Annotated in this window: 20 protein-coding genes; 9 read left to right on the forward strand and 11 right to left on the reverse strand. The window is 67.9% G+C overall.

Annotation, left to right across the window (positions count from 1 at the left end):
* Position 1 precedes the first annotated feature (1 nt).
* Positions 2 to 460 (reverse strand): pilin, encoded by a 459-nt coding sequence (locus N0B71_RS06395; protein WP_311197212.1) that lies wholly within the window; start codon positions 458 to 460, stop codon positions 2 to 4.
* Positions 461 to 728: 268 nt separating this feature from the next.
* Here N0B71_RS06395 and N0B71_RS06405 point away from each other — a divergent pair, with 268 nt between their 5' ends.
* Both N0B71_RS06405 and N0B71_RS06410 read left to right on the forward strand, forming a co-directional pair.
* Positions 729 to 2,120, forward strand: coding sequence for a uracil-xanthine permease family protein (locus N0B71_RS06405; protein ID WP_259757916.1), 1,392 nt, complete (start codon positions 729 to 731; stop codon positions 2,118 to 2,120).
* A 48-nt stretch (positions 2,121 to 2,168) separates the two neighbouring features.
* Positions 2,169 to 2,636 carry a metallophosphoesterase family protein gene (locus N0B71_RS06410; protein WP_259757918.1) on the forward strand — a complete coding sequence of 156 codons (468 nt, stop codon included), beginning with the start codon at positions 2,169 to 2,171 and terminating at the stop codon, positions 2,634 to 2,636.
* Positions 2,637 to 2,723: 87 nt separating this feature from the next.
* Here N0B71_RS06410 and N0B71_RS06415 read toward each other — a convergent pair whose 3' ends face one another.
* Together N0B71_RS06415 and N0B71_RS06420 are read right to left on the reverse strand one after the other, a co-directional pair.
* The gene (locus tag N0B71_RS06415; protein ID WP_259757919.1) at positions 2,724 to 4,097 is read right to left on the reverse strand and encodes a GTPase/DUF3482 domain-containing protein; all 1,374 of its coding nucleotides are present in this window, start codon (positions 4,095 to 4,097) and stop codon (positions 2,724 to 2,726) included.
* Positions 4,090 to 5,475, reverse strand: a complete 1,386-nt coding sequence (locus N0B71_RS06420) for a DUF2868 domain-containing protein (protein ID WP_259757920.1) — start codon at positions 5,473 to 5,475, stop codon at positions 4,090 to 4,092. The genes N0B71_RS06415 and N0B71_RS06420 overlap by 8 nt, the downstream gene beginning before the upstream one ends.
* A 166-nt stretch (positions 5,476 to 5,641) precedes the next feature.
* On the opposite strand from N0B71_RS06420, the gene N0B71_RS06425 reads away from it, so the two are divergent.
* From N0B71_RS06425 to N0B71_RS06435, 3 genes are read left to right on the forward strand one after another with little or no spacing between them, the layout of a single operon-like run.
* On the forward strand, positions 5,642 to 6,664 hold the full coding sequence (locus tag N0B71_RS06425) for a hypothetical protein (protein WP_259757921.1): 1,023 nt from the start codon (positions 5,642 to 5,644) through the stop codon (positions 6,662 to 6,664).
* Entirely contained in the window at positions 6,661 to 7,728 is a 1,068-nt protein-coding gene (locus tag N0B71_RS06430; protein ID WP_259757922.1) for a hypothetical protein, read from the forward strand. The genes N0B71_RS06425 and N0B71_RS06430 overlap by 4 nt, the downstream gene beginning before the upstream one ends.
* Positions 7,729 to 7,748: 20 nt before the next feature.
* Positions 7,749 to 8,258 carry a dihydrofolate reductase gene (locus N0B71_RS06435; protein ID WP_259759491.1) on the forward strand — a complete coding sequence of 170 codons (510 nt, stop codon included), beginning with the start codon at positions 7,749 to 7,751 and terminating at the stop codon, positions 8,256 to 8,258.
* A gap of 246 nt (positions 8,259 to 8,504) precedes the next feature.
* On the opposite strand, the gene N0B71_RS06440 is transcribed toward N0B71_RS06435, so the two are convergent.
* Entirely contained in the window at positions 8,505 to 10,295 is a 1,791-nt protein-coding gene (locus N0B71_RS06440; protein WP_259757923.1) for an acyl-CoA dehydrogenase C-terminal domain-containing protein, read from the reverse strand.
* 1 nt (position 10,296) lies between these two features.
* A complete protein-coding gene (locus N0B71_RS06445; protein ID WP_259757924.1) occupies positions 10,297 to 11,532 on the reverse strand; it encodes a 3-hydroxyacyl-CoA dehydrogenase in 1,236 nt (411 codons plus the stop codon).
* 104 nt (positions 11,533 to 11,636) lie between these two features.
* Here N0B71_RS06445 and N0B71_RS06450 point away from each other — a divergent pair, with 104 nt between their 5' ends.
* Positions 11,637 to 12,536 carry a LysR family transcriptional regulator gene (locus tag N0B71_RS06450; protein ID WP_259757925.1) on the forward strand — a complete coding sequence of 300 codons (900 nt, stop codon included), beginning with the start codon at positions 11,637 to 11,639 and terminating at the stop codon, positions 12,534 to 12,536.
* Between the two features lie 212 nt (positions 12,537 to 12,748).
* On the opposite strand, the gene N0B71_RS06455 is transcribed toward N0B71_RS06450, so the two are convergent.
* The 5 genes from N0B71_RS06455 to hslO form a co-directional block, all read right to left on the reverse strand.
* Positions 12,749 to 13,351 (reverse strand): nitroreductase family protein, encoded by a 603-nt coding sequence (locus tag N0B71_RS06455; RefSeq protein ID WP_259757926.1) that lies wholly within the window; start codon positions 13,349 to 13,351, stop codon positions 12,749 to 12,751.
* Between the two features lie 141 nt (positions 13,352 to 13,492).
* Positions 13,493 to 14,992, reverse strand: a complete 1,500-nt coding sequence (locus tag N0B71_RS06460) for a flavin-containing monooxygenase (RefSeq protein ID WP_259757927.1) — start codon at positions 14,990 to 14,992, stop codon at positions 13,493 to 13,495.
* Positions 14,993 to 15,155: 163 nt separating this feature from the next.
* Positions 15,156 to 17,081 (reverse strand): RecQ family ATP-dependent DNA helicase, encoded by a 1,926-nt coding sequence (locus N0B71_RS06465; protein ID WP_259757928.1) that lies wholly within the window; start codon positions 17,079 to 17,081, stop codon positions 15,156 to 15,158.
* A gap of 190 nt (positions 17,082 to 17,271) precedes the next feature.
* The gene (locus N0B71_RS06470) at positions 17,272 to 18,813 is read right to left on the reverse strand and encodes a phosphoenolpyruvate carboxykinase (RefSeq protein ID WP_259757929.1); all 1,542 of its coding nucleotides are present in this window, start codon (positions 18,811 to 18,813) and stop codon (positions 17,272 to 17,274) included.
* A 168-nt stretch (positions 18,814 to 18,981) separates the two neighbouring features.
* Complete coding sequence (hslO, locus tag N0B71_RS06475) at positions 18,982 to 19,875, reverse strand: Hsp33 family molecular chaperone HslO (protein WP_259757930.1); 894 nt, start codon at positions 19,873 to 19,875, stop codon at positions 18,982 to 18,984.
* A gap of 117 nt (positions 19,876 to 19,992) precedes the next feature.
* Here hslO and N0B71_RS06480 point away from each other — a divergent pair, with 117 nt between their 5' ends.
* A complete protein-coding gene (locus tag N0B71_RS06480) occupies positions 19,993 to 20,793 on the forward strand; it encodes a phosphatase PAP2 family protein (protein WP_259757931.1) in 801 nt (266 codons plus the stop codon).
* 39 nt (positions 20,794 to 20,832) lie between these two features.
* Here the strand turns inward: N0B71_RS06480 and N0B71_RS06485 are convergent, their stop codons facing one another.
* A complete protein-coding gene (locus N0B71_RS06485) occupies positions 20,833 to 21,225 on the reverse strand; it encodes an RNA-binding S4 domain-containing protein (protein ID WP_259757932.1) in 393 nt (130 codons plus the stop codon).
* 100 nt (positions 21,226 to 21,325) lie between these two features.
* On the opposite strand from N0B71_RS06485, the gene rimB reads away from it, so the two are divergent.
* Positions 21,326 to 21,802 (forward strand): retropepsin-like aspartic endopeptidase RimB, encoded by a 477-nt coding sequence (gene rimB / locus N0B71_RS06490; protein ID WP_442964650.1) that lies wholly within the window; start codon positions 21,326 to 21,328, stop codon positions 21,800 to 21,802.
* Positions 21,799 to 22,704, forward strand: a complete 906-nt coding sequence (gene rimK, locus N0B71_RS06495) for a 30S ribosomal protein S6--L-glutamate ligase (RefSeq protein ID WP_038803545.1) — start codon at positions 21,799 to 21,801, stop codon at positions 22,702 to 22,704. Before rimB ends, rimK begins: the two co-directional genes overlap by 4 nt.
* The last annotated feature ends 1 nt before the right edge of the window (position 22,705 follow it).

Raw genomic sequence — 22,705 nt, forward strand, 5'->3', positions numbered from 1 at the left:
GTCACGGCGTGACCGGTGCCGTGGCCGCGCAGCCGCCCGTACCGAGCTTGATGCCGCGATCCGAGTTGCAGATGGTGCCTTCGGTTTTCCATAGCACGTGGGTATCCCCGGTCGATTTCGTCGGTGTCATCAACAGGGTCAGCGCCGTGCCATCGCTGGTCGTGGCGCTGGTGGTGACGTCGATGATGCCTTTCTCCTTCACAGCGTACGACGTGATGTTGTCGGTCTTCAGCAGTGCCGGGATGCCAAATGTCCCGCCCTTGCACTCCTCGGGCTTGTCCGCCTCGGAAATGCACAGGCTGACCGCCGTCTTCACCGCCGCCAGTTCGCTGACCGCCGCAGCCGCCTTGGTGCGCGAGGAATAGTTGGAATACAGCGGGATCGACACCGAAGCCAGGATCCCGATGATCGCCACCACGATCATCAGTTCGATCAGGGTAAAACCATGTTGTGTGCGCATCTGCGTGTCCTTCTGGGATGAGCCGGAGGCCTGGATGGCTCCGGGTGCAGTCCAGTGAAGTCACGCCAGCCGGCGCTTACATTCAGACGCCTCCCGCCTGCGGGGCAGAAAGTTCGGTGCTGACCACCCGATCGGGACCACAGTGGGCCATCTCGTACAGCGAGAAGCGCCAATGGGACCAGTCCACTCATCCCGACCTGCCTCATGGCACTGTGCGATCCCGCCCTGGCCCAGTAAAATCGCGCTCTTTTTTCCCGGACCGCCGCCCATGAGCTCCCTTGAGAACCCGTCCGCCGCCAAGGACCAACCCGACCTGGTCTATGGCCTGGAAGATCGCCCCGCCCTGCCCATTGCCTGGCTGGCGGCGCTGCAGCACCTGCTGGCGATCATCGTGCCCATCGTCACCCCTGGCCTGTTGATCTGCCAGGCGCTGGGCGTGTCGCCGCGCGACACCAACCTGATCGTGTCGATGTCGCTGGTCATCTCCGGCATCGCCACCTTCGTCCAGTGCAAGCGCTTCGGGCCGTTCGGCGCGGGACTGCTGATCGTCCAGGGCACCAGCTTCAACTTCGTCGGCCCGCTGATCGCCGGCGGTGCGCTGATGGTGAAGAACGGCACGCCGGTGGAAGCGGTGATGGCGGCCATCTTCGGCGTGGTCATGGCCGGCTCCTTCGTGGAGATGGGCGTGTCGCGCATCCTGCCCTTCGTGAAGCGCCTGATCACCCCGCTGGTCACCGGCATCGTGGTGCTGATGATCGGCCTGACGCTGATCAAGGTCGGCCTGATCAGCATGGGCGGCGGCTTCTCCGCCATGGCCAACGGCACCTTCGCCAACGGCGAAAACCTGATGCTCTCAGGCCTGGTGCTGGCGATCATCGTCATCCTCAACCGCATCCCGGTGGTGTGGATGCGCAGCGGCGCCATCGTCATCGCCCTCGCCGTGGGCTACGCGCTGGCCGGCTACCTGGGCCGCCTGGACTTCACCGGCATGCACGAGGCGCCGGCCTTCCAGGTGCCGGTGCCGCTGCACTTCGGCGTGGGGTTCTCCTGGAGCCTGTTCATCCCGATGCTGGTGATCTACCTGGTCACCTCACTGGAAGCCATCGGTGACGTCACCGCCACCAGCAAGATCTCCCAGCAGCCGGTCGAAGGCCCGCTGTGGATGCAGCGCATCAAGGGCGGCGTGCTGGTGAATGGCGCCAACTCGCTGCTCGCCGGCCTGTTCAACACCTTCCCCAGCTCGGTGTTCGCGCAGAATAACGGCGTCATCCAGCTGACCGGCGTCGCCAGCCGCCACGTCGGCCTGTGGATCGCCGCCATGCTCATCGTGCTCGGCCTGTTCCCCAGCGTCGCCGGGGTGATCCAGGCGGTTCCCGAGCCGGTGCTCGGCGGTGCGGTAATGGTGATGTTCGGCGCGGTCGCCGCCTCGGGCATCAACATCCTCGCCGGCACCCACCTGGACCGCCGCGCGCTGCTGATCATCGCCGTCAGCCTGGCGCTGGGCCTGGGTATCTCGCAGGTGCCGGAGTTCCTCGCGCACATGCCCCACGCCATCCGCAACGTGCTGGAATCGGGCGTGGCCACCGGCGGCATCTGCGCCCTGCTGCTGAACTGGTTCCTGCCCGAGTCCGACGCCGCCAGGGCCTCGCACAACGGCTGAAGCGCCACGACGCCACCCTCGGGTGGCGTCGTCGTTTATGCTCCTGCCATGACCACGACCCTGCGCATCGGCGTCATCGCCGACACCCATGGCCTGCTGCGCCCCGACGCGCTGGCGGCGCTGCACGGCTGCCAACGCATCCTGCACCTGGGCGACATCGGCCCCGCCTCGCTGCTCGACCAGTTGCGCGACATCGCGCCGCTGGACGTCGTGCGCGGCAACAACGACACCGACGACTGGGCCGCCGCCCTGCCGGAAACGCTGCGGCTGGAGCTGGGCGGGCTGCGGCTCTACCTGATCCACGACCTCAAGCAGCTGGCCATCGACCCGGTGGCCGACGGCATCGACGTGGTGCTCGCGGGGCATTCGCACAAGCCGCTGAACGAGGTGCGCGACGGCGTGCTGTACCTCAACCCGGGCAGCGCCGGGCCCCGGCGGTTCAGGCTGCCGATTGGGTTGGCGATCCTGGAGATCGCCGAAGGGCAGCCAAGGGTGGAGATGGTCACGCTCGTGTAAGAGCGTTCGCGAGCAAGCTCGCTCCTACGAAGAGCCGTGCACATCCTGTAGGAGCGAGCTTGCTCGCGAACCGCCCCGGCATCGCGGTCATCGGTCGAGCAACTGCGCGGCCAGCTGCGCCACCGCCTCCTGCCGCTCGGTCTTTTCGCTGCGGCGGCCGCCATTGAGGGCGGACCACTCCGGGTGCGCCCGCGCCTTGCGCAGAGCCTCGGGGAGCTTGCCCTCGCGCCATTGCTTGTCCTCGGGCGACTGCACGTGGATCGCCTCCACCGCCGCGTGCCCGCGCGTCTGCAGGGCCGCCAGCAGTTGCCGCTGACGCAGCGCCAGCAGGCGCAGCACGCTGTCGTCCACGGACAGCTCGCGGCTGCCCTTGAGCTTGCCCAGCAGGCGCTGGCCGTAATGCCCGACGGTCTGCCAGGCGCCGCCGGCGATGGCGCCCAGCGCGGTGGCCGCGCCGAGGGTCAGGCCACCGACCAGCAGGTCGATCCCCGCCCCCGCCGCCGCGCCCGCCGCCACTCCGCCGCCCAGGCGAATGCCCAGCTGGCGCAAGGTTTCCGGGTTGAACAGGTCATCGCCCCAGCGCCCGTCCAACAGCGGCAGGTCGGCGGCGCGGGCATCGTCCTTGCGGAAGGCGTAGAGGCTGAGCAACGCCTTGACGCAGGTGTCTTCGCGCTTGCGCACCTGGTTGCGCAGCGTCTCGGTGGCGGCGCGCACCGCCGCATCGCCAGCGGGCACCAGTTGGCGGCAGGCGGCGACATCCACCAGCAGCTCGGCGATCAGCCGCGCCCCGGCTTCGCGGCGGGCGACGGCCTGGGCCTCGTGATCGGCCACCAGGCGGTCCAGCTGCGGACGTGCGCGTTCCAGCAGCAGCGCCAGGCTTTCGTACAGCCGGCGCTCGCCGTCCAGCGGCGGCGCCACGCTGTCGAAACGCACCAGCGCATGCAGGCCAAGGCGGGACAGCGCCTCGCGCCACTGCTCCTCGCGGTGCTGCGGGCTGGCGACAAAGTTCAGCACCGGCAGCAGCGGCCGCGCGCAGGCGGCGAGCACCGCCAGTTCGTCGCGGTACTTGGCCAGCACCGGCTCGCGGGCGTCGATCACGTAGAGGCCGGCGTCGGAGGCGAGCAACTGGCGCAGCACCTTGGCTTCCTGTTCGAAGCGGCCACGGGCCTCGCTGCCGTCGAGAAAGCGCCGCAGCTTCTCCGGGCCGTCCAGGCGCTCGCCGGGGCGCTCCAGAGCGTCGAGGAAATCACGCAGGGCGATGGCGTCCTCAAGGCCCGGCGTGTCGTACAGCTCCAGCAGCGGCTCGCCGTCCACCGACAGCCGCGCGCCCTCCACATGCCGCGTGGTGCTGGGGCGATGGGACACCTCGCCAAAGCCCACGTCGCGGGTCAGGGTGCGCAGCAGGGAGGTCTTGCCGACGTTGGTATGGCCGACCACGGCCAGTTTCAGCGCATCAGTCATGCCCGGTCTCCAGCCAGCCCAGGGGCGACGCCGAGGTGTGCGGCAGTTGCAGGCGCTCGATGCCGGCGTGCCAGTCGCCCAGGCGCTCGCCATCCAGCGCTTCGCCCGGCGGCGCCTGCAACAGCCAGACACGGGTGGAGGCGGCGCAACGCGAGAGTTCGGCGATCAACGCCAGGGTGCCGCGGTCCGGCGAGCGGCGCGGGTCGCAGGCGATCACCAGGCGCGCCGGCGGGTAGCGGGTGAGTTGTTCCAGCAGGCGGCGGCGCTGGGCGCCATCGTCGAGGTCGCCGGCGTTGGCGACGCCTTGCGCCAGTTTCGGCGGCCAGTTGGGCCGGTCCAGCAGTTCGATGGACACCAGCACGGCGCCATCGGCGGTGGTCGCCGGGGCCTGCGCCTGCGGTTCGACCAGTTCGTCCGGTGCGGCATCGCTGACGCCCAGGCGCTCGCTGGCCGGCATCAGGCGCTCGCGCAGCAGCGCATAGCCGGGCAGCGAGACGTCCAGCACCAGCTGCGCACGCCCGCGCTTCCAGCGCCACAGGCAGAGCAGCCAGAGCGCGCCGCGCAGCAGCACGCCGTACACCAGCAGGGTGCCCACCAGCCAGCCGGCCCAGGCGTGGCGCGCGTTCTCGCTGGCCACCAGGGCATCGCCGCTGGCGCGCACCAGTTCCGAGTCCGGCTGCGGAAAGCCGAGCAGCGACGGCAGCGCGCCAAGGCCGTGGGTCAGGGCGATGAAGGTATCGCCGCCGAGGATGGTGGTTTCCCAGACGAAGCCGTAGCGCCGCGTCGCCAGCAGCGCCAGCATCACGCCCAGCGCGCTGGTCAGGGCGACGAACCAGAGGCCGTGGACCAGCAGGCCGAGCGCCCAGCGCGTGAGCTTCTGCCGGTCCAGCAGCACCAGCAGCGCAGGCGCCAGTTGCGCAGCGTGGGCGTCGCGGGCGAACTTGCCGCTCAGCCACAACCACAGGCGACCGATCGCACCGGCCGCTTCACCGCCAGCGAAGAAGGCCAGGGTCCAGCCGATCAGGGTGATCAGGTGCAGGCCTAGCAGGCTGGCCAGGGCCCAGAACACGTTGACCGGGCGCACCCCGTCACCGAGGGCGGCGAAGGCCAGGCCGGCGCCACTGAACAGCGCCAGCGCCAGCAGCAGGTAGAGCGCCAGGCGCGCGCCCTGCACCCAGGTGCGCAAGGCCGCGCGCTGGCCGTCGCGTTCGGCCAGCAGCCGCGCGCGGTTCTGCAAGCGCCGGCCGAGGTCGCCGCCGGCGACGATGGCGCGGCGGTTGGCTTCGCTGTCTTCCAGGGGGCCGACCTGCTCCTCGCGCAGGCGCACGGCCTCGCACAGCCACAGGGATTCGAGGGAGGAAGCGGGGGTTTCGCTCACGGGCGCTCCGACAATCGGTACTCGGCAGCAAGGATAACCGCTGCTCGCCGCCGCGTCCCGGCACCGCCGGTAACACGCCGCAGGCGTCAACCAAACCAAGGAGGGGCTCTCGTCGCGCGCGGCCAGCCTCAGACTCAGGGGATAACTACAACAATGAGGCCTCGCCATGCTGCGCTCGATGCTCAGTGCCGTGCCCCTGCTGCTCGCCGCCGCCACCGCGGCGGCCGTGGAAACACCGCCGGTACGCCCCTCCGACTGGGGCCCGGACACCCCGCTGATGCAGGCGGTGCCGCCGCGCGTGCTGGATGCCCACGTCAGCGCCCGGCAGTCCGACAGCAACACCTCGCAACTGTGGATCAGCCACACCGACTTCCGCCTGCACGACGACATCGGTTTCTTCATACGCAGGATGCTGATCCAGATGAGCCCGCTGGCGGGCGCCGGCACGCCGCTGATGCTGGATGACCCCCGATCCATGGTCGCGCGCATCCAGGCCGGGGACATCTTCGTCGCCGACGCCACCCTCGCCAGCCTGCTCAACGAGGAGTTGCGCAACGCCAATGCGCCGGTGCGCAACCTCACGCTCAATACCCGCGCCGATGGCCAGGAAGTCCATGGCGAACTGCTGCGCAAGGGCCGCTGGCGACCGCTGCGGATGGTCACCGGGATCGAGCAGGCCGGGCCGCTGAAGGTGGCGCTGGTGCCGCAGCGGATCTTCGTCGACGGGGTCGACGTCACGCCGTCGCTCACCGCCGCGTCCATCGAGATGTCCGAGGTGCTGCAACTGCACACCGCGCACATGCAGCTGATCGGCAACCGCATCCTGGTCGACCTCGACGGGCTGTTCCCGCCGCCACGCCTGGAGTTCACCGTCAGCCGCCTGAAGCTCGCCGACGGCGGCATGGACCTGCTGCTGGGCAGCGACCTGGCCGCGCTGAAATGGCCGCAGCTGAAGGCGCCGCAGAGCTACATGTTCATCGAGGGCGGCGACATCAAGATGGCGCGCACCATCCTGGTGAAGGCCTATGCGCTGTTCACCAGCCTGAGCCCGGACGCGCCGCTGCTGTTCAACCTCTACGACTACCGCCGCCAGCTGCAGTACGGCGAAATCCGCCTGCGCGAGGACGGCATGGTGCACATCGCCGTCTCGCCCGTTAAAGCGCCCGCCCCGGAGGAGAAAGCCCTATGAGAACCCTCCTCGCTTCCCTGCTCTGCCTCGCGCTGGCCGGCCAGGCCGGCGCCGAGAGCGCCATCGACAGGCAGCAGCGCGAACTGGGCGTGCTGCGCCAGGGCTGGTTCCAGCAGACGCCACCGGCGCCGGACTTCAAGGCCAGCCGGCCGGGCGGCCTGCGCGATTCCGGCCAGGACGGCGTGGGCATCCTGCTGCACAACGTGGACATGTACTTCCAGGGCGACATCGGCTTCCACAGCCCGCAGCTCAAGGGCTGGCTAGTGCCGCTCAGGGCCGGCGAGCCGATTGACTTCGACCGCCCGCAGGACATGCGCATCAACGTCTCCGAGGGCGAGGTGATCCTCAGCCCCGCGCAGCTCGGCAGCCTGTTCAACCAGCACATCCTCGCCTACCCGCAAACCATGCTGCGCGACTTCACGCTCAGCGTCGAAGGCGACCGCCTGCTGGTGTCCGGCGAAGTGCAGCCGCTGGGCGTCGGCCCCTGGCTGCCGCTCAAGCTGTCCGGCACGGTGAAACTCGACGGCGACAACCTCGACTACCAGCCCGACAGCGTGAAGGTGCTCGGCGTGCCCAGCTACGGCGCCATGAGCCTGGTGGGCCTGCGCCTGGACTCGCTGGTGACCCTGGAGCGGCCCGGCGCGGTGCTCAAGGACAACGTGATGCACCTGAACTACCACCAGGTCTTCCCGCTGGTGGGCATCGACGGCCGCGTGGAGTCCAGCTGGCTGGACGCCAAGGGCCTGCACCTGAAGTTCGCGCCGAAGGACGGCGCCGCCGCGCTGGCCTTCGAGCCGCCGCGCCAGGCCGGCCAGTCCTACATCTGGCTGCAGTCGGGCGACCTGAAGATCTTCGAGATCCTCATCACCTACTCCCAGGTGCTGCTCAAGGCCGAGCGCCCGGACCAGACGCTGGCCTTCAACCTCAGGGACTACCGCAAGGTGCTGGCCACCGGCATCACCCAGGTCAATGAGGACGGCACCTTCTTCATGCGCGTTCCGCCACCGGCCGGCCCCGCCGATGGCGAGCGGCTGGTATCCTCTGGCAACGGGAGTTCCCGCTGATGTTCACCACTGGAGTCGAGATGGCCCAACTGCCCCTGGCGATGATCGCCGCCCTTGCCGAGAACCGCGTGATCGGCGTCGACAACCGCCTGCCCTGGCACCTGCCGCAGGACCTCAAGCACTTCAAGGCCATGACCCTGGGCAAGCCGGTGATCATGGGCCGCAAGACCTGGGACTCCCTCGGCCGCCCGCTGCCGGGCCGGCTGAACATCGTGGTCACCCGCCAGGCGGGCCTGACGCTGGAAGGCGCGGAAGTCTTCACCAGCCTCGACGCCGCCCTGGAGCGCGCCGAGCAGTGGGCCCAGCAAGAGGAAGCCGACGAGCTGATGCTGATCGGCGGCGCCCAGCTGTACGCGCAGGCCCTGGGCCGCGCCGAGCGCCTCTACCTGACCCGCGTGGGCCTCAGCCCGGACGGCGATGCGCACTTCCCGGAAGTGAACGAAAGCCAGTGGCACCTGGCGTCGAGCATCGAGCACGACGCGGAAGGCGAGACGCCGGCCTATGCGTTCGAGGTGTGGGAGCGGGCTTGAGCTGTTCGTTCGCGAGCAAGAGCCCTCTCCCTAACCCTCTCCCTGAAGGGAGAGGGGATATCCGCATCAGGCGTACCCACCTACGTAACCGGCGAGAACAGTGCTAGCCGAACACTCCACACGGCCCCCTCTCCCTTTGGAGCGGGGCGCGCAGCCAGGGCTGGAGAGAGGGAACGCCCAACGCCGAACCTGCAAAGAAAAACGCCGCCCCGGTCCCCCGGCGCGGCGTTTTTCATGGCCCGGTCCTCAGAACGCGAAGTGCTCCGCGTCCAGCGCCATCAGGCAGTCCGCGCCGCCCAGCAGGGCCTCGCGGTGCATGCTGGCGCGCGGCAGGATGCGCTTGACGTAGAACTCGGCGCTGGCGAGCTTGGCGCGGTAGAAGTTCGCGTCGCCCTCGCCGGCCGCCAGCTTCGCCTGCGCCACGCCCGCCGCCTGTAGCCAGAGGCCGCCGAGCAGCACGTAGGAGCAGTACTGCAGGAAGTCCACCGAGGTGGCGCCGATTTCCTGCGCATCGCGCCGGCAGGCGGCGATCACTTCGGCGGTCAGGCTGCGCCATTCCAGCAGGCGTTGCCGCACGGTTTCCGCCAGGCCCGCCAGCTCGATGCGCGCGCCGGCGGTTTCGCAGACCGCCGCCAGTTCGCCGATCAGCGCGTTCAGCTCCGCGCCGCCGTCGCCCAGCAGCTTGCGGCGGATCAGGTCGAGCGCCTGGATGCCGTTGGTGCCTTCGTAGATCTGCGTGATGCGGCTATCGCGCATCAGTTGCTCCATGCCCCACTCGCGGATGTAGCCGTGGCCGCCATGGACCTGCACGCCGAGGCTGGAAACCTCCTGGCCGACGTCGGTGAAGAACGACTTCACGATGGGGATCAGCAATGCCGCGCGCTTGCCCGCGGCCTTGCGGCCGTCCGCCTCGGGGTGGCCATGCTCCAGGTCCAGCTCGCGGGCGCACAGCGCGGCGATCATCCGACAGCCTTCGGTGAGGGTCTTCTGGGTCAGCAGCATGCGCCGCACGTCCGGGTGGACGATGATCGGGTCGGCGGCCTTGGTCGGTTCCGCCGCGCCGGTCAGCGCGCGCGATTGCAGGCGCTCGCGGGCGTAGGCCAGCGCGCCCTGGCAGGAGCGCTCGGCGATGCCCAGGCCCTGCAGGCCGACCTGGAAGCGCGCGTCGTTCATCATGGTAAACATGCACGCCAGGCCCTGGTTGGCCTGGCCGATCAGCCAGCCGGTGGCGCCATCGAAGTTCATCACGCAGGTCGACGCGCCCTTGATGCCCATCTTGTGCTCGATGGCGCCGCAGCTCAGGGCGTTGCGCGCGCCCGGCGTGCCGTCGGCGTTGGCGATGAACTTGGGCACCAGGAACAGGCTGATGCCCTTCACCCCGGCCGGGGCGTCCGGCAGGCGCGCCAGCACCAGGTGGACGATGTTCTCGGACAGGTCCTGCTCGCCGCCGCTGATGAAGATCTTGCTGCCGCTGACGCGGTAGCTACCGTCCGCCTTGGGTTCGGCGCGGGTGCGCAGCAGGGCGAGATCGGTGCCGGCCTGGGGCTCGGTGAGGCACATGGTGCCGGTCCATACGCCGCTGACCATCTTCGCCAGGTAGTCGCGCTGCAGTTCTGGCGCGCCATGCTTGTACAGCGCCAGCACCGCGCCTTCGGTGAGGCCGGAATAGACGCGGAAGGACAGCGAGGCGGCCATCAGCATCTCGTGGAAGCAGGCCGCGACCATCTGCGGGAAGCCCTGGCCGCCGAACTCGGTCGGCCCGGTCATGCTCGCCCAGCCGTTGTCGCAGTACTGCCGGTAGGCCTCGCGGAAGCCGTCGGGGGTGGTGACTTCGCCACCCTGCAGGGTCGCGCCCTGCTCGTCGCTGTTGCGGTTCAGCGGGGCGACCACTTCGCCGGTGTAGCGCGCGCCTTCTTCCAGCACGCCGTCGATCAGCTCGCGGTCGAGGCCGTTGCCCAGCTGCTCGCAGTGGGCGCCGACGTCGAACAACTCGTGGAGGACGAAGCGCATGTCGCGCAGGGGTGCCTGGTAGCTCATCTCAATGCTCCTGTTTTACGTCGGCGAAGCGGCCACCGGCGGCGGCCAGGCGCTCGATCAGCGCGGCCGGTTGCCAATGCGCGCCGTGCTCGCCAGCCAGGTCGCGCAGGCGCGCCAGCACGCTCTGCAGGCCCTGGGCGTCGGCCCAGGCCATGGGGCCGGACTTGTCCTTGGGGAAGCCGTAGCCGTTGAGGTAGACGGTGTCGATGTCGGCACTGGTGGAGGCAATGCCTTCGTCGAGGATCTTCGCGCCTTCGTTGACCAGCGCCAGCAGGCAGCGCTCGAGGATCTCCTCGGCTCCGATGTCGCGGCGCCGGTAGCCCAGGCGCTCGGACTCGCGCACGACCAGCGCGTCCACTTCCGGGTCGTGCTCGGCCTGACGGCTGCCCGGCTCGTAGTGGTAGAAGCCGTTGCCGGTCTTCTGGCCGAAGCGGCCCATCTCGCACAGGCGATTGTCCACCTGCACGGTCGGCGCGTCCTGGCCCTTGCCGGCCAGTTCACGGGCGCGCCATTCGAGGTCGATGCCGACCACGTCGAACATGCGGAACGGCCCCATGGCAAAGCCGAAGCCCTGGATCGCCGCGTCCACCTGGTGCGGCAGCGAGCCTTCGAGGATCAGCCGGCGCGATTCCTGGACGTACTTCTCCAGCATGCGGTTGCCGATGAAGCCGTGGCAGTTGCCGGCCACCACGCTGACCTTGCCCATGCGCTCGCCCAGCTCCAGCGCCGCGTCGAGCACGGCGGGCGCGGTCTTGGCGCCGCGCACGATCTCCAGCAGCTTCATGATGTGCGCCGGGCTGAAGAAGTGCAGGCCCAGGACCTGGGACGGCCGCGCGGTCACCGCGGCGATGGCGTCGACGTCCAGGTAGGAAGTGTTGGAAGCCAGGATGGCCGAGGGCTTCAGCGCCGCGTCCAGCTCGCGGAAGATCGCCTGCTTGAGCTCCAGGTTCTCGTACACCGCCTCGATCACCAGGTCTACCTCGCGGATGGCCGCGTAGTTCGCCACCTGGGAGATGCGCGCGCGGCGACGGGCAGCTTCGGCCTCGTCGATGCGGCCCTGGCGCACGTTGTGGGCGTAGGTGTCGGCCACCGCGCCGAGGGCCTGGGTGAGCATCTGCGGGTTGTTGTCCAGCCACAGGACCTGCACGCCGGCGTTCGCCAGGCACATGGCAATGCCCCGGCCCATGGTGCCGGCGCCGATCACGGCGGCGCTGGCGATGCGGATGTTCTGGCTCATGTTGTTCCTCTTGTCAGCCTGAAACGCTCGTTTGAAGACCACTCACCTTAGGGAAGGCGGTACTATTTTTGAAATTTTGAGTTGTGATACGTGGCATTCAGCCGATGAATATGAATACCTTCGACCTCAACCTGCTGCGGGTGCTGGATGCGCTGCTGCGCGAGCGCAACGTTTCGCGCGCGGCCGAGCGCCTGTCGCTGAGCCAGCCGGCGGTGAGCAACGCGCTGAACCGCCTGCGCGAACTGCTCGATGACCCGCTGCTGGTGCGCGTGGGCCGGGCGATGCAGCCGACGCCGCGGGCGCTGGAACTGGAAGCGCCGATCCGCGATGCCTTGCAGCGCATCGGCCAGAGCCTGGCCGGCGGCGACACCTTCGACCCGGCGCGCAGCCGTCAGCGCTTCACCCTGGCGTTGACCGACTATGTGGAAGCGCTGTGCATGCCGCACCTGCTCGAACGTCTGGGCAGCGCGGCGCCGGGGATGAGCCTGGCCATCCAGCACCTGGCGCCGACGCTGCCGGCCGAGGCGCTGGACAAGGGCAATCTCGACCTGGTGCTCGGCCGCTTCGAGGAGTTGCCGGCGCGCTTCCAGCGTCGGCCCTGGGCCAGCGAAACGCTGCGCCTGCTGGCCCGGCGCGGGCATCCGCAGGTGGACGGCCGGATCGACCTGCCGACCTTCCTCGGCCAGCGGCACCTGTGGGTTTCCGGCGGGCAGACCAAGGGCATGGTCGACCAGTGGCTGGCCAGCCAGGGGCTGAAGCGGCAGATCGCCTACACCACGCCCAACTACCTGCAGGCGGCGCACCTGGTGGCGACCACGGACCTGCTGACGGTACTGCCGACGCGGCTGGCGACGTATTTTGCGGGGTTGTTGCCGCTGCAGGTGCTGGAGCTGCCGTTCGACGTGGGGCAGTTCCACCTGGAGCTGGTGTACCTCGCCCAGCGCGAGCGGGAGGCGGCGTTGCAGTGGCTGGTGGAGCGGATCGTGGCATCCGCGCCGGAGTAACGTTGCAGGAGCGCGCCGTGGGCGCGGTCGCGGGCATGGCCCGCTCCTACAGGGGGCTACCGTGGGTGGCGTCGCCTGTAGGAGCGAGCTTGCTCGCGAACGGACGTAACCCGAGACGCCGACGTGCGGCTGGTTCGCGAGCAAGGGCTAGGCGCCCCCTCGGTCCTACGAAGAGCAAAGAAAAACGCGCCCGGAGGCGCGTTTCATCGGGCTCAGAAGCGATCGCGGATGATCGTCTCGTCCAGCGGCAGGCGGCCGATGCGCGGCTTGGCTTCCACCGCCTGCTTGCCCACGGCGATCATCAGGCCGATGACATGGTTGGCCGGCAGGTTGATCAGCTTGGCGACGGCGTCGAAGTCGAAACCGACCATCGGCACGCTGTCCAGGCCGCGGCCACGGGCAGCGAGCATCAGGGTCTGGGCCACCAGGCCGCTGCTGCGCATGGCTTCGTCACGCTGGGTCTGCGGTTTGCCTCTGTAGTAGCCGTCGATGGCGCCGACCATGTAGTTCTTCACCTCGGCCGGAGCGCCGTCCCACACGCGCTGGGCATCCTGCTCCCAGCTGTCGACCCGGGCGCAGACCACCACCAGCATCGACGCCTCGGTCATCTGCACCTGGTTCCAGCCGGCTTCGCGAATCTGCGCGCGCAGTTGCGGGTCGCTGACTTCCACCAGGCGCACGTGCTGCAGGTTGAAGGAGGTGGGCGCGAGCAGCGCCTGTTGCAGCAGGTCGTCCTTCTCCTCGCGGGTCATGACATAGGAAGTGTCGAAACCACGAATGGAACGGCGGCTGCGGATGGCGTCTTCGATCAGCATGGAAAATCCTCTGGCTGGCATGGGCGGGAATGGCGCGCATGGTAATCCCAGAGGCGGCTGCGTTGCAGAGCGACGTATCGATAATGTCTATCCAGCGCGTCGATGGAACGGCGCCCACAACCTCGGGCGCCGTCGCGGCGATCAGCTCTCCAGCGCTTGCACCGGGGCGGCCGTGGCCTGGCGCTGCTTGGGCGAGGTGAAGGCGAGATAGCCATCCTCGACCTTGCCGAAGCGCAGCAGGGCAAGGTCCAGCGCGTAGTTCTGGTAGAGCTTCCACGGCGTGCGGTCGCCCTGCTTGGGCATGCGGTCGGCGGCGCGCTGGATGTAGCCGGAGTTGAGGTTGAGGAAGGGTTCTTCCTTCACCGATCCGTCGGTCTGCCGCGGTGTGCACTGGCGCATGCCGATGGCGTCGAGGTGGTTGATCAGCCGGCAGAAGTATTCGCTGGAAAGGTCGGCCTTGAGCGTCCAGCTGGCGTTGGTGTAGCCGACGATGGCCGCCAGGTTGGGCAAGTCGCGCAGCATGATGCCGCGGTAACCCATGCTCTGGGTGACGTCGAACGGCTTGCCGTCGATGGCCAGTTCCGCGCCGCCGAACATCACCAGGTCCAGGCCGGTGGCGGTGACGATGACGTCCGCCTCCAGCAGCTGCCCGGACTTGAGCAGGATGCCCTTCTCGGTGAAGCGCTCGATGTGGTCGGTGACCACCGAGGCGCGGCCCTGGCGCAGCGCCTTGAACAGGTCGCCGTCGGGCACGCAGCACACGCGCTCGTCCCACGGCTTGTAGCGCGGGCTGAAGTGGCGCATGTCGAAATCCTTGCCCAGCTGCAGGTTGGCCAGCTTGAGCATGAGCTTGCGCACCGCACCGGGGAACGCCTTGGAGGCCATGAAGAAGATCATCTGCATGGTCACGTTGCGCGCCCGCGCCTGGCGGTACACCCACTTCTCCGGCAGGAAATGGCGCAGGAAGTTGGAGATCGGGTCCTTCGCCGGCAGGGTGATCACGTAGGACGGCGAGCGCTGCAGCATGGTGACGTGGGCGGCCTTGTCGGTCAGCGAGGGGATCAGGGTGACGGCAGTGGCGCCGCTGCCGATCACCACGATGCGCTTGCCGCTGTAGTCGAAGTTCTCCGGCCACAGCTGCGGGTGGATGACCTGCCCGGTGAAGCTCTCGCGCCCGGGGAAATCCGGGGTGTAGCCGGCGTCGTAGCGGTAGTAGCCGGTGCACATGAAGAGGAACTGCGCGCTCAGGCGCACCGGTTCCGCCTCGTCGCCGCGCTGCACGATGAGGTTCCAGCGCGCGCTGGCACTGTCCCAGTCGGCCTTGAGCACGCGGTGGCGGTAGCGGATCTTGTCCTCGACGCGATACTCGCGCGCGGTCTCGCGGATGTAGCTGAGGATCGACGGGCCGTCGGCGATGGCCTTGGGGTCGGTCCAGGGCTTGAAGTTGTAGCCCAGGGTGTACATGTCCGAGTCGGAGCGGATGCCCGGATAGCGGAACAGGTCCCAGGTGCCACCCATGGCCTCGCGGCCCTCGAGGATGGCGTAGGACTTGCCGGGACACTGCTTCTGCAGATGACAGGCGGCGCCGATGCCGGACAGGCCGGCGCCGATGATCAGTACATCCAGGTGCTCGGTGGACATGCGCGGGACTCCTTGTTTCGACGCCCGAGGGACAGTGGCAGGTTCAGCGCGATCGCGGCGAAGCGTCAACCGTCCCTAACTCTAGGCGGGATTGCCTCCCTGCACCCTACAAGCGTCGCCAGCGCGCCACGCCGACCTTTAGTCGTGCGCGGCGCCGACGCGATTACAGCTGCCCTTGCACCCAGTCGCGAACCTTGGCGTAGGGGTAGTCCTCCAGCGTCGCGTAGCCCGGCAGCGTGCGAGCGCGCAGGCGGGTGAAGGCCGGCACGCTGATGCCGCAGAGGAAGCGCGTGATGCAGTCGGCGCTGGGTTCCAGGCCGCGGGCACTGCGGTACTTCTCCAGGAAGGCCGCGCAGCGGTTGTGCAGCGACTGGCCATCCAGCGCCGGCAACGCGGGCGGCTCCGGCAGCCGGGCGACGTGGCCGGCGCACACCGAGCAATGCCCGCACTGGCGCGGCGCCTGGCGGTCACCGAAATACTGGGCGAGGCGCCAGCTCAGGCATTCGGCGCTGCCCAGCAGGTCGAGCATGGCGCCTATGCGGGCAATTTCGCTCTCTTCATGGCGCTTGAAGTAGGCGTGCAGCTCCTCGCTGAGGCTATCCACCGAGAAGGATGCATCGCGCACTGCGTAGACCTCGGTCATCTGCTTGCTTTCCAGCTCCACCCAGCCGCGTTCCTGGAAGTAGTCCAGGGCCTTCACCACCCGCGCGCGTTCGGCGCCGTGGCGGCTGTAGAGGGTGTCGAAATCCAGGGTCGCCCAGGTGCGGGCGCGGGCCGAAGTCGTGAGGATGGCCTCGACGAACTGCCGCCGCTCCCCTTCGAAGTGATTGAGCAGCTCGGCGGAGTCGATGTTCAACTTGTAGCGATATTCGGCGAAATAAGCGAAACGCGGAGCGATGATGCCGCGCAGCTCCAGTTGCACCAGTAGCGTCTTCAGCGGCAGTTGGCGAATATTGGACTGATCCGACAGCGGCACCAGCATGGTCTCCCACTGACCATTCGGCGCGTGGCGGATCTCTTCCAGCACCTGGCGGATGCCCTCGCGCTCGGGCGTGTCGCCGTAGACGAAGTTCTCCAGCACGTTGAGGCTGTCGCGGTTGGCCAGCACCAGGCACTCCGAGCGCAGGCCGTCGCGCCCGGCGCGGCCGATTTCCTGGCTGTAGTTTTCCAGCGACTTGGGCAGGTCGTAGTGCAACACCTGGCGGATGTTGCTCTTGTCGATGCCCATGCCGAAGGCGATGGTGGCGACGATGCAGTTGAGCGCCCCCTCCATGAAACGGCGCTGGATGCCCTCGCGCTCCGGGTGCTCCATGCCGGCGTGGTAGGCGCAGGCGGGAATGCCGCGCTCGACCAGGTGCGCGGCGACCTCCTCGGCGGTCTTCTGCTGGGTGACATAGACGATGGCCGGCTGCCCGGCGCGCTCGCCCAGCCACTGCACCAGGCGCGCGCGGCGGGCGGCGCTGGCCACCGGCTCCACCTGCAGGTCGAGGTTGGCGCGGTAGAAACCGGTGGTGACCACGTCGGCTTCGGCGATGGCGAACTTGCCGCGCATGTCGGCGATCACCGCCGGCGTCGCGGTGGCGGTGAGCAGCAGCACCTGGGGGATGCGGAACTGCTTCTGGTAGTCCGGCAGCTTCAGGTAGTCGGGGCGGAAGTTGTGGCCCCATTCGGAAATGCAGTGCGCCTCGTCCACCACCAACAGGGAAATCGGCACCTCGCTGATGAAGTGACGGAAGCGCTCGTTCTTCAGGCGTTCCACCGAGATCATCAGCACCTTCAGCTCGCCGCTGCGCGCGCGGGCCATGGTTTGCGCGGTCTGCTCGCGGCTCTGCGCGGAATCGATGCTGGCGGCGGCGATGCCGTGGCGGGCGAGGAAGGCGAGCTGGTCCTGCATCAGCGCCAGCAGCGGCGAGACCACCAGGGTCAGGTGCGGCAGCAGCAGCGCCGGCAACTGGTAGCACAGCGACTTGCCGGACCCCGTGGGGAAGATCGCCGCCGCCGAGCGTCCGGCCAGCACCGCGCTGACCGCCGCCTGCTGGCCGGGGCGGAACTGGCGGAAGCCGAAGACACGTTCGAGGGTGTCGTGCATGGGAATACTCCGTTACGTGGGCATCCACCCAGCCTAGAAAGCGTCATTGTAGGAGCGAGCTTGCTCGCGAACCGGAGCTGGGCTGTTCGCGAGCAAGCTCGCTCCTACGAAGAGCCCAATGGCGTAGGACCGTTCTCAGGCGCCAATGAAAAAGCCGCCCGAAGGCGGCTCTTTCGCGGAACGGGCTCGCTTACAGCTGCGGGCCGGCGTTCTTGATCGCGTCGCTCACGTCGAACTTCTTGAAGTTCTCGATGAACTTGCTGGCCAGGCCCTTGGCGGCTTCGTCGTAGGCAGCCTTGTCTTCCCAGGTGTTGCGCGGGTTGAGCAGGACGGTCTCGACGCCCGGAACGGCCTTGGGCACGTCCAGGTTGATGATGTCCAGGTGCTCGGTCTCGGCGCCGATCAGAGCACCGCTCTGGATGGCGGCGATCACGCCACGGGTGGTCGGGATGTTGAAGCGCTTGCCAACACCGTAGCCACCGCCGGTCCAGCCGGTGTTGACCAGGTACACCTTGGAGCCGAAGGCCTTGATGCGCTTGATCAGCAGCTCGGCGTATACGCCGGCCGGGCGCGGGAAGAACGGTGCGCCGAAGCAGGTGGAGAAGGTCGACTTGATGCCGCCGCCCGAACCCATTTCGGTGGAACCGACCAGCGCGGTGTAGCCGGACAGGAAGTGGTAGGCCGCCTGCTCGTTGTTCAGGATCGACACCGGCGGCAGTACGCCGGTCAGGTCGCAGGTCAGGAAGATCACGGCGTTGGGTTCGCCGCCGAGGTTCTTCTCGGAACGCTTCTCGACGTTCTCCAGCGGGTAGGCCGCGCGGGAGTTCTGGGTCAGGCTGTCATCGGAGTAGACCGGGGTGCGGTTCTCGTCGAGGACGACGTTCTCCAGCACGGCGCCGAACTTGATGGCTTTCCAGATGACCGGCTCGTTCTTCTCGGACAGGTCGATGCACTTGGCATAGCAACCGCCTTCGATGTTGAAGACGACGCCCTCGCCCCAGCCGTGCTCGTCGTCGCCGATCAGGTAACGGCTTTCGTCGGCGGACAGGGTGGTCTTGCCGGTGCCCGACAGACCGAAGAACAGGGTGACGTCGCCGGCTTCGCCGATGTTGGCGGCGCAGTGCATCGGCAGCACGTCTTTTTCCGGCAGCAGGTAGTTCTGCACGCCGAACATGGCTTTCTTCATTTCACCGGCGTAGCGCATGCCGGCGATCAGCACTTTCTTCTGGGCGAAGTTGAGGATCACGCAGCCATCGGAGTTGGTGCCGTCACGCTCGGGCACGCACTCGAAGTTGGCGACGTTGAGTACCTGCCACTCTTCGCGGCCAGCCGGGTTGTACTGCTCGGGCTCGATGAACAGCGCGCGGCCGAACAGGTTCTGCCAGGCGGTGGCGGTGGTCATCTTCACGGCCAGGTAGTGGTCGTGGGCCGAGCCTACATGGACGTGGGAAACGAAATGGTCCTGGGCGTTATTGAAGGCCTGGACACGGTCCCACAGGGCATCGAACTTGTCGGCCGGGAACGGACGGTTGATGGCGCCCCAAGCGATGGAATCCTTGCTGCCCGGCTCTTCGACGATGAAACGGTCGGCAGGCGAGCGGCCGGTGCGGTGGCCGGTACGTACGACCAGCGAGCCGTTGTCGGCGAGTTCGCCTTCGCCGCGGCGAATGGCTTCTTCGACCAGTTGGGCAACGCTGATGTCGGTGTAAACGGCTTTATTGGCTTGCGTCATGTGGGTCCCCGTCGGCCGAAGCCGAGTCCTCCAAACATTGCGTAGTGACTTCTAATTCCCACTACCGCGGAAAAAAGTCGCGGGATTATGCCAGAAAAGAACTGTTCTCGTGCAGCCTCTGATCTGGCGAGAACGCCATTGGTTCGGCTATCGGACAAATCGAAGCGGTCAATGGCGGGTTTCTGACGGTGTCTGGCTGCCGCCGCCGGAGAACAGCTGGGCGACGTCGGAGCCGTCGAAACGGTAGCGCTGGTTGCAGAACTGGCAGTCGATGACGATCTCGCCGTCCTCCTCGGCCAGCAGACGCTCGGCGTCTTCCTGCCCAAGACTGACCAGCGCATTGGCCGAGCGTTCCCGCGAGCAACTGCAGCGGAACACCAGCGGCTGCGGCTCGAACAGGCGCACGTCGTCCTCGTGGTACAGGCGGTGCAGCACGGTGGCGTTGTCCAGGCCCAGCAGCTCTTCGGCGGTGAGGGTATCGGCCAGGGTGGTGACGTGCTGCCAGCTGGCTTCGCGCGACTCGGCGTCGCGCTGGCGGTCGGCCGGCAGCTGCTGCAGCAGCAGGCCGCGGGCGCGACGGCTGTCGGCGTTGAGCCAGAAGCGGGTCGGCAGCTGTTCGGAGGTGGCGAAGTAGGTCGACAGGCACTCGGCCAGGGTCGCGCCCTCCAGCGGCACGATGCCCTGGTAGCGCTTGCCGTTCCTCGGATCGACGGTCAGGGTCAGCACGCCGTGGGGCATCAGCTCGGGCAGGCCGGCGGCATCGCCGATGGCCTCGGCATCGTAGCGGGCCAGGCCGCGCACTTCGCGATCACTGGAGCATTCCACCATCAGCAGCGGCACGGCGCCGCTGGAGCGCGCCTGCAGCACCAGCAGGCCGTCGAACTTGAGGGTGCCGCACAGCAGCGCCGCGGCGGCTAGCATTTCCCCCAGCAGCTGGGCGACCGGCTGCGGGTAGGGGTGCTTGGCCAGCACTTCGGCGTAGCTGCGGTCGAGCTCCACCAGTTCACCGCGGACGTCGGTGTTGTCGAACAGGAAACGCTGACTTTGATCGATCTGGGACATGCTGGACACAACGCTGCGATAGGCACAAATAAATGACAAGTTGATGGCAAAGGCCTATAAAGCGCGCTTTGCAGCACCACCCGCATTCGGGTGGTTCCGTAAGGGGGTATCGATTTTATGGACAAAACCACGCCGTTCCAAGCCACCTGGTCCTGGAAGCCGTTCATCGCCTGCCACCTGATGGCGCTCGCCCTGCTCCTGCTGTGGCTCTGGGAGCCCACCCGCAGCGCGATGGACCTGTTCGATTTCAGCCTGTTCAGCCTGCTCAACCAGCCGCTGGCGACGAACGAGGCCTGGCGCCTGACCTGGGCCGTGGCGAGCACCCGGCCGTTCGACCTGCTGGTCGGGGTGATCCTGCTGCTCCTGCTCATCCGTGGCGACTGGATCTTCAAGGCGACCCAGGCACGCGCGGCGACCTTCGGCTTTTTATGCGCGGCCGTCGTGCTGGTGGTGGTGCGCATCCTCTACGCCAAGATCGCCCACAAGCTGGGCTGGCAGCACGCGAGCATCTCCAGCGTGGCGCCGGATGCGGTGCGCCTGGAAAACTACTTCCCGCAGTGGCAGAACACCGCCTTCGAGGTGAAGGACGAGTCCGCCCGCAGCTTCCCCGGCGACCACGCCTCGGTGCTGCTGATCTGGGCGTTGTTCCTCACCCTGTTCGCCCGCACCGCCCTGCAATGGGTGGTGATCTGGGGCCTGGCGCTGCTGTTCATGCTGCCGCGCCTGGTCGCCGGCGCGCACTGGGGCCAGGACGATTACATCGGCGGCGTGCAGATGGCGCTGGTGGCCCTGGCCTGGAGCTGCTTCACCCCGTTCGCCGCCGTCGGCAGCGCCGCCCTGGTGCGCTGGACCGATCCGCTGTTCCGCCTGGCCGCGAAGATTCCGCTGGTCAACCGCCTGAGCGTCGTCACGGCCTGACGCCCGCCCGGCGAGGCGCCAGCCGTCCTCGCCGGCCGCTCACTCCTGATCGCGGAAGCTGAACAGCTGGCGGCGCTGCTTCTTGGTCGGCCGCCCGTCGGTCTGCACACCCAGCGCGCCGGCCTTGCGCAGCGCCGAGGCGTCCTCGCGGCGCTTCACGCTGTCGGCGGTCTCCTCATACAGCAGCTGCGCCTCGGGCGCGCCGCGCCGTACCATCGACAGCGCCTTCACCACCACGGTGCGCTCGTCGAAGCCGGTGCGGATCACGTATTCCTCACCCACCTTCGGCTCCTTGCCGGGCTTGCAGCGCTCGCCCCGGCAATGCACCTTGCCGCCGTCGATGGCTTCCTTGGCCAGGGAGCGGGTCTTGTAGAAGCGTGCCGCCCACAGCCACTTGTCCAGGCGGACCTTGTCGTCGTCTTTTTCGCTCACTTCACAACCTCGTCATGCGGGTCTGAGAGTGTACCGCCGCCCCGCTGGCGGGGCACAACCGGCCTGACTAGAATGCCGGCAAACGCCGGGGACGCCTGACTTGAAGACTTTCGACCACCTGTCGGTGATTGGTCTGCGCGAATGGATCGCCCTGCCCGAACTGGGCATGGTCGGCCTGCGCGCGAAGATCGACACCGGCGCCAGCACCTCCAGCCTGCATGCCAGCGACATCGTGCCGTTCGAGCGCGACGGGCAGAGCTGGGTGCGCTTCGTCGCCCACCTGGGCACCCAGGTGCAGCGCCGCCATCGCTGCGAGGCGCCGGTGGTGACGATGAAGACCATCAAGAGCTCCAACGGCCACGCCCAGACCCGCTACGTGATCCGCACCCTGCTGGCCCTGGGCGACCGCGCCTGGCCGGTGGAATTCACCCTGGCCTGCCGCAAGACCATGCGCTACCGCGTGCTGCTAGGCTCCAAGGCGCTGGTGCAGGGCCAACTGGTGGTCAACCCCGGCCTGACCTACGTGCAAGACAAACCCCTCATCATGGTTCCCGCCACCCTTCCAGGTGATCAATGAAAATTGCTGTGCTGTCGCGCAATCCGCGTCTGTATTCCACCCGTCGACTGGTGGAGGCCGGGCAGCAACGCGGCCACGAGATGGTGGTGATCGACACCCTCCGCGCCTACATGAACATCGCCAGCCACAAGCCGCAGATCCACTACCGCGGCAAGCCGCTGGAGGGCTTCGACGCGGTGATCCCGCGGATCGGCGCGTCGGTGACCTTCTACGGCTGCGCCGTGCTGCGCCAGTTCGAGATGATGGGGGTGTTCCCGCTCAACGAATCGGTGGCCATCGCCCGCTCGCGCGACAAGCTGCGCTCGCTGCAACTGCTCTCGCGCAAGGGCATCGGCCTGCCGGTAACCGGCTTTGCCCACTCGCCCGATGACGTGCCGGACCTGATCGAGATGGTCGGCGGCGCGCCGCTGGTGATCAAGCTGCTCGAAGGCACCCAGGGCATCGGCGTGGTCCTCTGCGAGACGGAGAAGGCCGCCGAATCGGTGCTGGAGGCCTTCATGGGGCTCAAGCACAACATCATGGTGCAGGAGTACATCAAGGAAGCCGGCGGCGCCGACATCCGCTGCTTCGTGGTCGGCGACAAGGTGATCGCCTCGATGAAGCGCCAGGCCGCGGCCGGCGAGTTCCGCTCCAACCTGCACCGCGGCGGTAGCGCCAGCCTGATCAAGATCACCCCCGAGGAACGCATGACCGCCATCCGCGCCGCCAAGGTGATGGGCCTGCACGTGGCCGGCGTCGACATCCTGCGCTCCAACCACGGCCCCCTGGTGATGGAGGTGAACTCCTCGCCGGGCCTGGAAGGCATCGAGACCACCACCGGCAAGGACATCGCCGGGGTGATCATCGAATACCTGGAGAAGAACGGCGGGCCGCATCTGGCGCGGACCAAAGGCAAGGGGTAAG

It is taken from the genome of Pseudomonas sp. GCEP-101, assembly GCF_025133575.1.
Lineage (GTDB): Bacteria > Pseudomonadota > Gammaproteobacteria > Pseudomonadales > Pseudomonadaceae > Pseudomonas > Pseudomonas nitroreducens_B.